The sequence below is a fragment of the Mycobacterium sp. genome (genome assembly GCF_965229105.1).
Classification (GTDB): Bacteria; Actinomycetota; Actinomycetes; order Mycobacteriales; family Mycobacteriaceae; genus Mycobacterium.
The window spans coordinates 1,723,504-1,737,813 of the sequence record NZ_OZ245858.1; the positions used below are offsets into that span (position 1 = coordinate 1,723,504).

Here is a 14,310-nt window from a genome sequence, read left to right on the forward strand (position 1 = left end):
ATGGCAAAGAGGTCCGACATTTTTCGGGCTGTGCTCGAGTGGTGCAGCGAAGCGCGGAGAGTGCGAGTTCGAGATGGCTTATCGCGCTACGGAGGCGATCGCTTCTTCCATACCCCGGGTGGCCAGTACGTCAGCGAGTTCGTTATCGGCGACGCCCGAGTGTCCCTTCACCCAGAACCACTCGACTTGGTGTTGAGCGCAGGCCAGCTGGAGTCGCTTCCAGAGGTCCACGTTTTTCACCGGTTGCTTCGCCGACGTCATCCAGCCGTTGCGTTCCCAGCCGAGGACCCACTTGGTGATGCCGTTGCGGACGTAGGTGCTGTCGGTGTGCAGATGCACGACCACCGGCCTGGTCAATGCCTCCAGCGCCATGATCGGCGCGGTCAACTCCATCCGGTTGTTACTGGTCTCGCCGGGCTCGCCACCGAACATCTCGCGGACATGCTCACGCATCCGCAGCACTGCCCCCCACCCGCCGGGACCGGGGTTGGGCCGGCACCCGCCGTCGGTGTGGATGACGACGACTTCCTGGTTAACGAGCCCGGTCATGCGCCGAGAATAGGCGCACTGATGAACGCCGACCGAACCGACATTCCGAACTCCTGCTGCTTGAGCGTGGTAATCCGGCGGCCTGGCTGCACGGCGTCCTTGACAGGCAGCGTGCGGTCTCCGAAGAACGCCACTGTCGCGTCGATATCCGCGACGACGTAGGTGATTCCCCAGAGGGTTGACGGGCCGTCGCTACTCGTTTCCGGCGAGCCGACCACCTCGACGATCACCTCACCCAACCGGAAGAAGACCTGACGGATCGGGCGTCCGCTGAGTTCGGCGTCGCGTACCCGGCGTGGCTCCAGGTCGACGGCTGCCAGCGCGGTGAGCGTGCGGGTCAGATCGGGGGAGAGCAGCACGACATGGTCGATCGCGGTGACGCCGTTCGGATGGGTAGCCGGGGCTGCGGTGCCGTGGGCGGAGCTGGCTGTTGTCGGAATACCGTCGATGTCATGGACCGTGCCACCGGGCAGACCACTCAGCGACCAGCCGACGATGCCGCTGCCCCGGCCCCGCCCGACCAACCGGATACCGACACCGCCGATCCGGCAGGTGTCGTCGTCGTCGTCGACATGGAACCCCGCGCCCGCCCAGGCGTCCGAAGGATCAGCGACGTCGAGCTGGTCGACGGTGAGGGTCATGGCGGAGAGAGTACTGGCTAGGACGTCGCGTCGAGGTCGCCGATGCAGGTGTCTGCCTCGGCAGCCGCGAGAGGCGTGAACGTGTAGCCGTTGACCCGCTCGAGGCACTCAGCGGTCAGGTTCTCGCTTGCACTGATCGCTGAACCCCGAGACATGGTACCGGCGACGTACAGGGCAACGCGTATCCGTCGTACGTTCGAGACCCGTTGTGCGGCATGGCTAGCCAGGCAGCCAATCATGACCCCGGCTGCGGCTGCGTGCTGAGCCGCCATCCGGCCGGTGTAGCCGATCGCGCCGCAGATCATCAAGCCGGCATGGTCAGTGCTGCCAGCTCTTGTAGGTGAATTCGAGGCTGTAGCCGTCCGGATCGAAGACGCTGGCCGCGTAGTAGCGCGGGTCGTAGTACTCCCGCACCGATGGCGGGATGTTATCCGTCGCGCCGGCGGTTATCGCCGCGGCGTAGGCGGCATCCACCTCGGCCTTGCTGTTGGCGACGAAGCCGACATGAACGGCGCGGCTGTCGGCAGCTCCTGCCCGCAGCCAAAAGAAGATGCGGCCTCCGGCTCCGAAGCCCTTCAGGTCCGGATGCCCTGGGGGACCGTCAGTTCCGTCGTAGTCAACCCGAATCGTGATGCCGAGCGGCGTCAACGCCGCGGTGTAGAAATCGATCGACCGGTCGATGTCGCGCACGGTGATGAAGATGTGATCAAGCATGTCGGTCTCGCCTTCTCAGTGGGTCTGTCATGTCACGTGATCGAACTCCAAAGCTTCCAGGTCGTCGACCAGTCGCCGCACCTCGCCGTCCCAGAGCTCGATTACGGCGGAGCGGTCAGTGAAAGCGCAATTGATGGCGAACTTCATGGAACCCACTCAACTGAGGATTCCGAACCCGGGGAAGGGCGAGCCTTCCTAGGAGTGCTGCACCCACCCTCTAATGGGGGCAGAAGTCAGGGACCCCAGCAAGACCAACGCATCCGCACTGGCCGATCCGGGGGCGGCGGTAGCCACTGTCAGCTGCTGGCCCGGGGCGCTGCGTACGTCAAAGACCTGGTGGGTAATCTGCAGCAGGCCGACGTCGGGATGGCGGATCGTCGTCCGTGTTGCGGTGAGGCCTTCCACGGTCTGGTCATCCCACAGGCCGCGGAACGCCGGACTGTCGCGGTAGAGACGTTCCATCAGGTCCGTGACCTCCGGATGCGCCGGGACGAAGCCCTCAGCCAGTCGGAGTGCGCTGACCGCGGCCTTGGAAACTTCCTCCCAATTGACGTAGAACTCCTGAGCGCAAGGGTCCAGGAAGATCGCAGCAATCACGCTTTCCTCTTGCCGTAGAAGCGGAGCCATGAACGCGTTGGCCGCGGGGTTGGCGACAAGAACACGGAGTGCGGGATTGGTGACGTATGCGATGGCGTTTGTGAACGCGTCCATCGTTTGGAGCAATTCCGGGCTAACTGTTTCACCGGCTGGTGCGGAACCGGGTGAGAGTTTCGCGAGGCGGAAGGCGTGCGCCCGGGCATCCGATGTGAGCCGCAGTGCGTGACAGATCGCATCGACGACCTGCGCGGACGGGGTTCGCTCGCGGCCCTGCTCCAAGCGGGCGTAGTAGTCGGCGCTGACGCCGGACAGGACGGCGACCTCTTCGCGCCTCAGGCCGACGACGCGTCTACCCGAGACCGCGGTAAGCCCCGCTTCCTGCGGTGTCACCCGCGCGCGTTGAGCGCGCAGGAAGTGCCCGAGCTGACTGGGTTCTGGCCGAGATGGACTACTCGGCATCGGCGAGTTCGCCGGTCGTGATCCGGTGTGAGGTACCAACCCCGTCGTCGGTGCCCCGGAGGTCGGAAGCGATCCACGTCAGCACATGAACGGACAGGGTCATCCTGCTGTTCGCGCTCATTTCTGCACCCATCCCGAACTCCGTGGGGGCTCATCGGCGGAAGTCGGTTCACTGTAACCGTTGCGGTTACAGAAGTCATCCGAAACTGGGTGCAGCACACCTAGGGAGGTTCGCTCTTCCGGCTGCGTCGGCTCGGGCGTTCGCTGGCCCTGATCGGCGAGCGATGTTGCGCCACAACATGATAAAGAACGCTCGTGGTGTGGGTGTGGGTGTGGGCAACGTTCAGCGCGCGAAGTCCGCAGGGCGGAACTTTCCGTCACTGAGCTTGCCTTCGATCTCCTCCAGGCTGCGTCCGGTGAGATCGGGCATTCTGAAGTAGACGAAGATCCACGCCGCGACGTTGAAGAGTCCGTAGAGCCACATCGCCGGACCCACCCCGATCCCGCTGATCAACGTGAGCAGTGTGAGCGTGATGAACAGGTTGGTTCCCCACAGCGCCGCGGACTGCGAGGCGGTGCCGGCGGGCCGCACGGCCAGCGGGTAGGTTTCGGAACCGGTCAGCCACCCCATAAGTTGCAACCCGCCCGCGTTGAAAAGCATGAACACGACGAGGCAGGCGATGATGAACGGCACCGATTCTTTGCCGCTGTTACCGGTGACGAACAGCGTGCCCAGGACGAAAAGACTAAGGGCTGCACCAGGAATCATGATCAGCGTGAGTCGCCGTCGGCCGACCTTGTCGATGATGGCCAGCCCGACGAGTTGAGCGACCAGGTAGCTCACCCCGAGCGCCACCGACACCTGCAGCGCGACGGATTCAGAGAACCCGTTGTCAGTCAGGATGGTCGGCGAATAGTAGATGATCATCTCGATACCGCTGAGCTGCGTGAAAATCGCTATGCCGCAACCGAGTATGAGCGCCGGCCGGACCCACGTCGCCCGCAGGCCAGGCCATCCGCGGGTCTTCGCGGACTGCTCCTTGTGGACCAGTTCAGCCATTTCGTCCAGCTCACCGTCCACGTCGTAGCCGGACGGGCGGACCCGGTCCAAGACCTCGCGGGCCTTATCGCGGTCGTCGTCCTTGAGGAGCCAGCGTGGGCTTTCCGGCAATCGCAGAAGTAGCGCGAGCATGATGGCGGCGGGCACGGCTGCGGCGCCGATCGACCAGCGCCACGGAATCGCCTCCGAGGCGCCAACGATGGTGGCGATCACGATGCCGACGCCGATGGCGATCTGGAAGCACAACACGAGCCGCCCGCGATATTTCGGCGGCGCCAACTCCGCGACGTACATGGGCGCGGTCTGGGTCGCCCCGCCGACCGCGAAGCCGAGGACTAGCCTGCCAAGCGACAGCATGACCGGATTCGGGGACAGGGCGCACCAGAGCGCGCCGACGACGAACACGATGGCGAGCATCACGAGCGTGCCCTTGCGACCACGCTTCTGCGAGAGATAGCTACACACCAGCGCACCGATGACCGCGCCGAGCAGAATGCTCGCCGCGATTACCTGCTTCCACGATTCTGCTAGACCGAAATCCTTCGTGATCTGCAACAGCGCGCCCGAGATGATGCCCGTGTCGTAGCCGTAGAGCATCCCGGACACCGCCGAGACCAAGGCGACGATGACGACCGCACCGGTCAATTGGCCGGGCGCTTTCGCCCGCGAGTCATCAGGATGCTTGGGGTCGGTGTCGGTGGAACTCATCCGGGGACGCTCCTGGTCAGATGTGTGGGGCGTCACACAGTTACCCGGCCTGCGCGCAGTCAAACGTGGTCGCGGCAGGCAACTATGACCGACTTTCGGTCGTTATCCTCCAGCCGGCCCCTATATCTAGCCCGCGATCGGGGCTGTGCCGGACCGAACTTACCGGCCCACCCCAGGTCAACCCGACTACGCCATCCGCAGGAGCCGGGCGAGGACGATCCGTGATGCCGAAACTCTTACTGCGGCCGCAGGATTGGACGCAACGCATCAAGGACACTCGGGTCCTCGATGGTCGAGGGGATGGGTTCATCCTTACCTGCGGCGATTCCGCGCATCGTCTTGCGCAGGATCTTGCCGGAGCGGGTCTTGGGCAGCGCGGGCACGACGTCGACGAGTTTGAACGATGCCACCGCACCGATCTCGTCACGCACGGCTTTCACGAGACTGGCGGGCAGACCTTCGCCGGATGCCCCCGCCTTCAGCACCACCAGGCCGTGGGGGACCTGGCCTTTGATCTCGTCGTCGATACCGATCACCGCGCACTCGGCGACCGCTGGATGGGTCGCCAGCACCGCCTCGATCGATCCGGTCGACAACCGGTGTCCCGCAACGTTGATGACATCATCGATGCGGCCCATCACGAACAGATAGCCGTCCTCGTCGATGTACCCGCCGTCGCCGGTCAGGTAGTAGCCAGGATGCTCCGTCAGATACGACCGCACATACCGGTCATCGTCACCCCACAAGGTGGGCAGGGTTCCCGGCGGCAACGGCAACCGGATGCAGATCGCGCCTTCTTCACCAGCCTTGCAGTCTTCCCCGTCGGCGTGCAAGATGCGCACGTCGTACCCGGGCATGGGCACGGTGGGCGAACCGGCTTTGAGTGGAAGTCGCTCCACGCCAATGGGGTTGGCGGCGATCGCCCAGCCGGTCTCGGTCTGCCACCAGTGGTCGATGACGGGGATGCCGAGCTTCTCGGTCGCCCAGTGATAGGTGTCGGGGTCCAGACGCTCGCCGGCGACGAACAAATAGCGCAGTGCCGATAGATCGTACTTGGGAATATAGGCCCCGTCCGGGTCCTCCTTGCGGATGGCGCGGATCGCGGTCGGCGCGGTGAAAAGCACATTCACGCCGTGCTCGCTGACCACCCGCCAGAACGCTCCGGGATCCGGCGTGCCGACCGGCTTGCCCTCATAGAGCACGGAGGTGCCGCCGAGGAGCAGCGGCGCGTACACGATGTAGGAGTGGCCGACCACCCAGCCCACGTCGGAGGCGGCCCAGAACACCTCACCCGGCGACATGCCGTACACGTGGCGCATGGTCCACAACAACGCCGTTGCATGTCCGCCGTTATCGCGAATGATGCCCTTGGGCTTACCGGTGGTGCCCGAGGTGTAGAGCACATACAGCGGATCTGTCGCTGCCACCGGCACGGCGGCGGCGGGCTCGGCAGTCGCCATCAGCTCATGCCAGTCCAAGTCGCGGCCGTCGATCATCTCGCACCGGTGGTGGTCGCGCTGCACCACGACGCAATGCTGCGGCGGGTGCTCGGCCAGCTGGATCGCGGCATCCACCATCGGTTTGTATTCGACGGTCCGCGACGGCTCAATGCCGCAGGACGCAGTGACGACCACCGCGGGACGGGCGTCGTCGATTCGGACGGCGAGTTCATGCGGGGCGAACCCACCGAAGACCACCGAGTGCACCGCACCAAGCCGCGCACAGGCCAGCATCGTGATCAACGCTTCGGGGATCATCGGCAGATAGACCACCACCCGGTCACCCTTACTCACGCCGAGGCCCTGCAGGACTCCGGCGAAACGTGCTGTTTCGTCCAATAATTCGGCGTAGGTGTAGGTGCGCTTCGTCCCGGTGACGGGGGAGTCGTAGATCAGTGCCGCCTGCTCACCGCGGCCATCGGCGACATGACGGTCTAGTGCGTTGACACAGGTGTTGAGCTCCGCGTCGGGAAACCAGCGGTAGAAGGGCGGGTTGGTGTCGTCGAGTATCCGCTGCGGTTCGCGGGTCCAGGAGACCGCTTCTGCAGCCTTCGCCCAGAACCCGATCGGATCGGAGATGCTGGAGTCGAAGAGTTCACGGTATCCGCTCATGCGGGCACCGTATCCCCTGGTACGGGCCGATGTCGCCAGAGTCGACGGAAACTCGTCAAACGGCGAGGACATGGGCCGCCGGAGCCACACCTAGGGCGGGCTAGTGTGCCCACATGGCTGCTGTGGACCTGGCGACGGTCGAAGACGGTATCGCGTGTATCACCCTCAACCGCCCCGAGAAGCTCAATGCGATCGACGGCACGCTCATCAATGAGCTCGACGCGGTCATGGACGAGATCAGTTCGGGTGGGTGCCGAGTCGCGATTCTGACCGGGGCGGGCCGTGGCTTTTGCGCAGGCGCGGACCTGTCCGGTGGCGAGCCATGGTCCGCGCCGGCGAAATCAGCACTCAAAAACACCTATAACGCGCAAGTGCGGCTGGCTGACCAGATGACCAGGCTCTACGAGCTGCCGATCCCCGTCATCGCCGCCGTCAACGGCGTCGCGGTCGGGGGCGGACTGGCCTATGCGCTGCACTGCGATATCCGAATCGTCTCGGAGAACGCACGTTTCGGATCGGTGTTCATCAAGGCCGGCTTCTCGTCGATGGATATGGGCACCAGTTACCTACTCCCGAGGATCGTCGGAGCGGGGGTGGCGCGCGAGCTGATGCTGACCGGGCGGATCATCGACGCCGCCGAGGCCTACCGCATCGGTCTGGCCAACGCACTGGTGCCACAGACCGATCTGATGGACACCGCCCTGGCCAAGGCACGCGAGATTGCCCGTAACAACGAGTACGGGGTGTGGCAGACCAAAACCGGTCTGAATGCCGCGCTGGACGCGCCGGGCCTGCGCCACGCCAAGGAAATCGAAAACCGTACTCAGGTCCTGAGCACGTTCACCAACAATCCCAAGGAGGCCGCGATGGCACATATGCAGAAGCGGTCGCCGGTGTGGGACGAGCTGTAGGCCCCTGCGGGCAATTACGCCTTGGCGATCACGTGCTCGGCGAACATCTCCAGATTGCGGATCTTGGCGTCCAGCGGTTCGGTATCGGGTCCCATGATGTAGGGAACGCGGAAACCGACGATCACATCGGTGACGCCCTTGTCTTCCAGTCGTTTGATGCCGTCGAGAGTGAATCCGTCTATCGAGATGACGTGAATTTGAAACGGACCCGTGCGGCCTTCTTCTTCGCGGAATTGCTTGAGCTTGACCAGAAGTCGATCCAGCTCTTCGGGATCGCCACCGCCATGCATCCAACCGTCGTTGCGGGCGGCCCGGCGTAGCGCGACATCGGCGTGTCCGCCGATCAGGATCGGGATGGGCTCGCTCGGCGCGGGTGTCATCTTGGTCTTCGGGATGTCGTAGAACTCGCCGTGGAATTCGAAGTAGTCGCCGCTGGTCAGGCCGCGGATAATGGCGATGCACTCATCCATCCGCTTGCCCCGCCGAGCGAACGGTACGCCCATCACCTCGTAATCCTCTGGCCATGGGCTGGTACCGACGCCAAGACCGAGCCGGTTGCCGATCAGCGATGTCAGCGAACCCGCCTGTTTGGCGACCAGGGCCGGTGGCCGGATCGGTAGTTTGAGGACGAACAGGTTGAAATGCAGGGTCGAGGTCACCGCGCCCAAAGCGCCCATCAGGACGAACGATTCGATGAACGACTTACCGTCGAGAAACTCGCGGTTACCGTCGGGGGTGTACGGATACTTCGAATCGGATTCGAAGGGATAGGCGATGCTGTCGGGGATCGTCATCGCGTGATACCCGGCCGCCTCGGCGGCCTTGGCCAACGGAATGTAGAACGTCGGGTCGGTCATGGCTTCCGCAAAGGTGAACCGCATGGCGCGATACTAGAACACGTTCTAGTTCTGGTGGTGCGAATGCGTCAACCGTCACTGACCGCTCGACGACACCAGATCCCCCCAGGACGCGCGCGCACCCGAATCCCCGATGCGATACACCTGCACGGTGGTGGCCACGCTGGCAAGCACGACGACGGCAGCGATCACCACTGCGACAACGGTGTTCACCGACCCGCGGGATTCACGCAGGTGCAAAAACGTCAGCAGCGCGGCGGCGATCAGAAGTGCGATCGCGAAATACAGCATGGTGTCGCCCAATTCGGCGTGCGCCTCCACCGCAGGCGACTCGCCGACCTTGTGTTCGAGCCATTCCCCGGCCTCGGTCGTCAACGGCGTCGTGATCATGGTGATCAGTGCCAAGGCCAGGACCAGCCATACCAGGCGCCGCCGGGCCGCAGGCCAGACAGCGCAGAGGATCGCCAATACCGCGGTCAGCGGCGCGAGCACAACGATGAGGTGAACGAGCAGGACGTGGGCGGGCAAGCCGTTGATCAAGGACAACACAGGCTCCTCTGGTGGGCGGACACCTGATGTGAACGCTGTAGAACACGCTACGGTTCAAATCGCGTCGAGGCGGTACGGCGGCGCGCCGACGCCGGCAATCGAATGCGTGCCCCACGGTGTCAGCTCGGTGATGCGGGCCGGTGCGGCATGACCATCGATCGCCAAGGTGACTGCCGTCGTGCGCCGGAGGGCGTCAGCGGGCAGGGTATCGAAAACTGTTCCCTGCCAGTGGTAGCGGCCGTCGATCGGGTCGAGGTGTCCGGTCAGGCGGACCCGCACGTCACGCCGCTCACCGCCCAGCGTCAGCACCGCGGTGCCGTCGTACACGCTTGAACTCACAGAAACTTGGCGCGCTTCCAGACGCGGCGGGCGATGGGGCCTAGCAGGCCCAACTCCGTCAGGAACGCGGCCAACGGCGCGAAACCGGCCACCTGGACCTCATGGCGGTGCGCGCTGTTGCGCGCCAACTGACGTGCCAACTCGCCATTGAGTCCGGCGCGTCGGTACTGAGCCGGATTGCTGAACAGATGCTGGAAGAACATTCCGCCCACACCGTTGATGTTGGCTACCACGAAGCGGTTCAACCGGGGCATCTCGGCGACGCGCTTACGTGCCCCATCACGGGCGAACTGGATGTGTCGGGCTTCTTCGGTGACGTGAATTCGCATGAGCCGCTGCACTATCGGCTGTAACTCGGGATCGTCCATCATCTGCCGTTGCAGCGAATCGAAGATTTCCTCACCGATCAACGCCGCCACCCACAGCACCGAACCGCGGAACGTCAGCGGCAACATGTTGATGATCCATCGCTGATAGCGCCGCGGCTGCATCGGCTTGGCGCCCACCCGCTCGATCGCCTTACCGAACATCACCATGTGCCGGGTCTCGTCGCCGAGTTCGGTCAGCGCGTAGTGCGTTTCTTTTGCAGTCGGATCCTTGTGGAGCATGTCGCGCAGGAGCGCCTGGTTGAGGATGTTCTCAAACCAGATCCCCGCCGAGAGCGTGTTCACCAACTCTTGCCGGGACAGTTCGATGCGCTGCTCGCGCGACATCTGCTCCCACATCGGCGTGCCGTAGATGGATACGACCTTCGGCGGCAGAAAGAACTTGTCCGGATCCAGTGGTGCGTCCCAGTCGATATCGACCACGGGCTCATAGGATTTCTTCACCGAACCTTTGAGCAGGCGCTCCGAGAATTCCTCGCGGGTCGGACCCGCAGCAGGTTTCACCGAGGAAGTCATGGCTAGGCAGTCCCTTCCCAAAAGGTTTCTGACTTGACGGTAAGGAGCGCCGGGGCAAGATGTCAATACCCCGGGTACCGGATACTTTTCCTCTCGCGCAGAGCGCGGCTACCGTTGCGGCATGCGTCTGATCCACGTCATCGGTATCGGGGCGGGCGACCCCGGCTACGTCACCGCGCAGGCCGTCGCGGCGCTGAACGATACGCAGGTGTTCTTCGCGATGGACAAAGGTGAGGCCACAGGTGATCTCATTGCCCTGCGTCGAGAGATCTGCGAGACGTTCATCGACGAACCCGGGTACCGATTCGTCGAACTTCCAGATCCCAAGCGCGCCAAGGACGGTGAGTACACCCAGATCGTCGCGGATTGGCATGAGGCCAGGGCGCGTCTCTGGGCCCGCGCCATCGAAACCGAACTGGGCCCCGATGGTGTCGGAGCGTTCCTGGCCTGGGGTGACCCGTCGCTGTACGACAGCACGCTGCGCATCCTGGATTTGGTGGCGCAGCATGTGGCGATCGACTATGACGTCATCCCCGGGATCACCGCCATCCAGGCGCTGACCGCCCGGCACCGCATCACGCTCAACGATATCGGCGAACCCGTTCTGATCACCACCGGCAGGCAGCTGCGCGCCGACGGCCTGTCCGGTACGGCGGTGGTGATGCTCGACGCGGAATGTTCGTTCCTGGGCTGCCCGGCCTCGACCAGGATCTGGTGGGGTGCTTACCTGGGTACACCCGATGAGATCCTGGTTTCGGGCACCGTCGGGGAGGTGGGGACGAGGATCGTGTCATTGCGTGCCGACGCTCGCGCCCGGCATGGCTGGATAATGGACACCTACCTGCTCCGCTCCGCGGGCTAGCGCTGCGGACGCCGCCCGGCGAGGGTGATATCCCCGCCGTAGTGATCTAGCACCCGGTGATCCATCACCCGGCGCCACAACGGCGGGCAGAGGGCCAGCAGCATCATCGTGGCGTACCCAGCGGGGAGCTGAGGAGCTTCGTCGGCGGGGCGCAGTGACTGAAAGCGCCGCCCCGGATGAGCGTGATGGTCGGAGTGGCGCTGCAGGTGGAACAGGAAGACGTTCGCGACCACGGTGTTGCTGTTCCAGCTGTGCGCAGGCCCCACCCGTTCGTAGCGTCCGTCGGGCCCCTTCTGGCGCCGAAGTCCGTAATGCTCAAGGTAATTCACCGTCTCCAGCAGGCAGAATCCAAAGATGGCCTGACCGATCAGCCACGGCAGCACGACGATGCCGAACCACGTCACCAGCACGGCGAACAGTCCGAGGCTCAGTAGCCACGCGTTGAGAACGTCATTGCGCAAGCTCCAGCGGGACTTCCCCTTACGCGACAGTCGTCGACTCTCGATCTGCCAGGCCGACTGCAGACCGCCCGCCACCGAGCGCGGGATGAAGCTGTACAGGCTCTCGCCGAGGCGTGAGCTGGCGGCATCCTCGGGGGTGGCGACCCGCAGATGATGCCCCCGATTGTGCTCGACGAAGAAATGTCCGTAACAGGACTGCGCCAGCGCGATTTTCGACAGCCGCTGTTCGAGTGAGGATCGGCGGTGGCCAAGCTCATGTGCGGCGTTGATCGCGACGCCGCCGATGGTCCCGACGGTCAGCATGAGTCCGAGGCGATCGACGAATGTCATTGTCAGCCAACCTCCGCCGGCCCACAGCCAACAGGCCATGGTCAGCGACAGATACTGGCCCGGGAGATACAGGTACGTCACCCAACGGTAGAACGGGTCGTCCTCCAGCCAGGCCAACGCACTGTCCGGCGGGCTGTCGGAGTCCGATCCGACGATGTGATCGAGCAGCGGAATCATTCCGAATGCCAACAGCGGCCCGCACCACCAGAACGAGTCGATACCGCAGAGGTAGACCGTGAGCCAGGCCAGCCCGACGAGGCCGGGGACGATCGACCCGAGTAGCCACAGGTACCGCTTGGGGTCGCGCCAACGGGGCTGGCGGCCCGCGTTGCGGCTGGGCGCCGTCCGCACAACTTCGTCAACCGGCGCTGTGGGTGCCATCTTACAATGTTTACCTTGCTGAACTTGATATCGCAAACGATATGACAAGTTGGTACGATCGATGAATCTAAACCTGAGTGGATCAGTATGCGGTGTTGAGGGACTCCGATCGAGGTCAAGGCAGCGTGTCGGGGCTCTAAATATTGCCGATCGGTTAATTTAGTAGTTAATTATTACAAGTTCGCCTAATCTGCACGAGCGGACGTTTTGCGCGTCGTGGGTGTGGTGTTGGTCGAGGAGGTGCGATGGCGTCGCTGTCGCGGAGGCGTTTTCTCGGCGTTGCGGCCGGGGTGGCGGCCGGCGCGGCCGGCGCGGGGATCATCGACCTGGTGACTCGTCACGGCAGTCCACTCGATGGGCGCCCGCACTATGACGCCATCGTCGTCGGCAGCGGCTACGGCGGTGGGGTCTCTGCTCTGCGGCTTGCTCAAGCCGGTGTGCAGACCCTCATCGTGGAGAAGGGCAGATTCTGGAACACCCCCGACGCCGACGGGAAGAGATTCTCCAGAATGCTGCCCGCCGACACCAGGGCGGGTTGGTTCTCCGACGTGCCGCCCAGTCTGGTGTCGTCCTATCAGGGCATCTCGATCGACGAGGTGGCCAAACACGCGCCGTCACCTCAGCCGATACAGGCGGGCATCTGCGAGAAGTCCACCCACGGCGCGCATCAAATATTTCGCGGAATCGGGGTGGGCGGCGGGTCGTTGGTCAACGCGGCCATCGCAGCAATCCCAACGCAGGGCCAGGTTCGCGAGGCCTTCCCCGATATCGATGTCAACCAGTTCCTCGGCACCTACATCGAACGTGCCAAGAACATGTTGCGGATCAACTACCGCGATATGGACTGGTTCGAGCAGACACCGTACTTTCAGTACGCGCGGGTGGGCCGCAAATATGCCGACGCGGCCGGTTACACCGTCGATTACAACGGCAGCGCATACTCGTTCGACTACATGAAACAGGAAGAGGCGGGCCAGGTTCCGCGTTCGGCACTGGACTTTGAGCAGCAGTACGGAAACAACTACGGCCGCTTCGGCAGTGTTGATCAGACCTACATCGCCGCCGCATTGGCCACCGGAAACGTCAGCCTGCGCACCCTGACCGAGGTGACCGGAATCCGGCGGGAGCGTTCCGGTGAGTACGTCGTCTCCGTCCGTGAAATCGACCGGTGGGGCAAGGAGGTAGCGCGCAGCGAAATAGGTTGCCGACAGCTGCATCTCAGTGCCGGGGTACTCGGCACCACCGAAATTCTGCTACGGGCCCGCGATAGCGGTGCACTGGCTGACCTCGGCGAGGAGATCGGTCGCGGGTACGGCAACAACGGGGACGTCATGGTCGCGCATCGGCTCGATGCCAACGACCCGGCGGGTACCGAGCAGTCCCTGATGGGCATGATCAACATCGACGGCCGAGGCGACCCCGATAACCCGGTCTATGCCAGCGTCTTCTCGATCCCGCTACCGGTCGAGACATTCGCGCTCGGCTACTACGTCATGGTGAAAACCGGTGATCGCGCCGATATCGCGTATGACCCGAAGTCCGACTCGGTCGCCGTCACATGGCCACAGGACAACACCGATCACGTGCAGGCGCGGGCGCAGAGCGTCTTCGACAGAATCACCGGAGCCAACGGCGTGGACTACCGCGATGACATCTTCGAAGGAAAAGTGTTCGCCCCCAACACCGTTCACCCGCTCGGCGGCTGCGTCCGTGGAGAGGCGACCGACGGCTACGGACGGGTCAACGGCTACGACAATCTGTTTGTCAACGATGCATCGTTGATCCCCGGCTTCATCGGCTGCAACCCGTTCATGTCCATCACCGCGCTCGCCGAACGCAATATCGAAGGAATTCTGCAAGGACGCAGGTGACGCGGGCA

16 protein-coding genes and 1 pseudogene are annotated in these 14,310 nt (G+C 63.8%); 3 read left to right on the forward strand and 14 right to left on the reverse strand.

The window, feature by feature from the left end:
• Positions 1 to 78: 78 nt before the first annotated feature.
• From rnhA to ADBZ9O_RS08405, 9 genes are all read right to left on the reverse strand, one after another.
• Positions 79 to 549 (reverse strand): ribonuclease HI, encoded by a 471-nt coding sequence (gene rnhA, locus ADBZ9O_RS08365; protein ID WP_526530163.1) that lies wholly within the window; start codon positions 547 to 549, stop codon positions 79 to 81.
• Positions 546 to 1,190: a VOC family protein gene (locus tag ADBZ9O_RS08370; protein ID WP_526530165.1), complete on the reverse strand. Its 645-nt coding sequence runs from the start codon at positions 1,188 to 1,190 to the stop codon at positions 546 to 548. The genes rnhA and ADBZ9O_RS08370 overlap by 4 nt, the downstream gene beginning before the upstream one ends.
• A 17-nt stretch (positions 1,191 to 1,207) precedes the next feature.
• Entirely contained in the window at positions 1,208 to 1,498 is a 291-nt protein-coding gene (locus ADBZ9O_RS08375; RefSeq protein WP_526530167.1) for a hypothetical protein, read from the reverse strand.
• Between the two features lie 10 nt (positions 1,499 to 1,508).
• The gene (locus ADBZ9O_RS08380; RefSeq protein WP_526530169.1) at positions 1,509 to 1,904 is read right to left on the reverse strand and encodes a VOC family protein; all 396 of its coding nucleotides are present in this window, start codon (positions 1,902 to 1,904) and stop codon (positions 1,509 to 1,511) included.
• 27 nt (positions 1,905 to 1,931) lie between these two features.
• Positions 1,932 to 2,060 (reverse strand): hypothetical protein, encoded by a 129-nt coding sequence (locus ADBZ9O_RS08385; protein WP_526530171.1) that lies wholly within the window; start codon positions 2,058 to 2,060, stop codon positions 1,932 to 1,934.
• 39 nt (positions 2,061 to 2,099) lie between these two features.
• Positions 2,100 to 2,960, reverse strand: coding sequence for a helix-turn-helix domain-containing protein (locus tag ADBZ9O_RS08390; protein WP_526530173.1), 861 nt, complete (start codon positions 2,958 to 2,960; stop codon positions 2,100 to 2,102).
• Positions 2,950 to 3,081 (reverse strand): hypothetical protein, encoded by a 132-nt coding sequence (locus ADBZ9O_RS08395; protein ID WP_526530175.1) that lies wholly within the window; start codon positions 3,079 to 3,081, stop codon positions 2,950 to 2,952. Before ADBZ9O_RS08395 ends, ADBZ9O_RS08390 begins: the two co-directional genes overlap by 11 nt.
• Positions 3,082 to 3,303: 222 nt before the next feature.
• Positions 3,304 to 4,728, reverse strand: a complete 1,425-nt coding sequence (locus ADBZ9O_RS08400; RefSeq protein ID WP_526530177.1) for a sugar porter family MFS transporter — start codon at positions 4,726 to 4,728, stop codon at positions 3,304 to 3,306.
• 236 nt (positions 4,729 to 4,964) lie between these two features.
• Positions 4,965 to 6,839 (reverse strand): propionyl-CoA synthetase, encoded by a 1,875-nt coding sequence (locus tag ADBZ9O_RS08405; RefSeq protein ID WP_526530179.1) that lies wholly within the window; start codon positions 6,837 to 6,839, stop codon positions 4,965 to 4,967.
• A 122-nt stretch (positions 6,840 to 6,961) separates the two neighbouring features.
• On the opposite strand from ADBZ9O_RS08405, the gene ADBZ9O_RS08410 reads away from it, so the two are divergent.
• The gene (locus ADBZ9O_RS08410; protein WP_526532967.1) at positions 6,962 to 7,750 is read left to right on the forward strand and encodes an enoyl-CoA hydratase/isomerase family protein; all 789 of its coding nucleotides are present in this window, start codon (positions 6,962 to 6,964) and stop codon (positions 7,748 to 7,750) included.
• A 14-nt stretch (positions 7,751 to 7,764) separates the two neighbouring features.
• On the opposite strand, the gene ADBZ9O_RS08415 is transcribed toward ADBZ9O_RS08410, so the two are convergent.
• The 4 genes and pseudogenes from ADBZ9O_RS08415 to ADBZ9O_RS08430 form a co-directional block, all read right to left on the reverse strand.
• Positions 7,765 to 8,631 (reverse strand): LLM class flavin-dependent oxidoreductase, encoded by an 867-nt coding sequence (locus ADBZ9O_RS08415; protein WP_526530181.1) that lies wholly within the window; start codon positions 8,629 to 8,631, stop codon positions 7,765 to 7,767.
• A gap of 51 nt (positions 8,632 to 8,682) precedes the next feature.
• Positions 8,683 to 9,153: a DUF2231 domain-containing protein gene (locus tag ADBZ9O_RS08420; RefSeq protein ID WP_526530183.1), complete on the reverse strand. Its 471-nt coding sequence runs from the start codon at positions 9,151 to 9,153 to the stop codon at positions 8,683 to 8,685.
• 57 nt (positions 9,154 to 9,210) lie between these two features.
• Positions 9,211 to 9,543: pseudogene (locus ADBZ9O_RS08425) on the reverse strand (DUF4873 domain-containing protein); the annotation flags it as partial.
• On the reverse strand, positions 9,492 to 10,397 hold the full coding sequence (locus tag ADBZ9O_RS08430) for a diiron oxygenase (protein WP_526530185.1): 906 nt from the start codon (positions 10,395 to 10,397) through the stop codon (positions 9,492 to 9,494). The pseudogene ADBZ9O_RS08425 and the gene ADBZ9O_RS08430, both read right to left, overlap by 52 nt.
• 121 nt (positions 10,398 to 10,518) lie before the next feature.
• Between ADBZ9O_RS08430 and cobF the strand changes: the two genes are divergently transcribed.
• On the forward strand, positions 10,519 to 11,259 hold the full coding sequence (gene cobF / locus ADBZ9O_RS08435; protein ID WP_526530187.1) for a precorrin-6A synthase (deacetylating): 741 nt from the start codon (positions 10,519 to 10,521) through the stop codon (positions 11,257 to 11,259).
• Here the strand turns inward: cobF and ADBZ9O_RS08440 are convergent.
• On the reverse strand, positions 11,256 to 12,431 hold the full coding sequence (locus ADBZ9O_RS08440; protein WP_526530189.1) for an alkane 1-monooxygenase: 1,176 nt from the start codon (positions 12,429 to 12,431) through the stop codon (positions 11,256 to 11,258). The two genes, cobF and ADBZ9O_RS08440, sit on opposite strands and share 4 nt — an antisense overlap.
• A gap of 245 nt (positions 12,432 to 12,676) precedes the next feature.
• Between ADBZ9O_RS08440 and ADBZ9O_RS08445 the strand changes: the two genes are divergently transcribed.
• A complete protein-coding gene (locus tag ADBZ9O_RS08445) occupies positions 12,677 to 14,302 on the forward strand; it encodes a GMC oxidoreductase (RefSeq protein WP_526530191.1) in 1,626 nt (541 codons plus the stop codon).
• Positions 14,303 to 14,310: the final 8 nt, after the last annotated feature.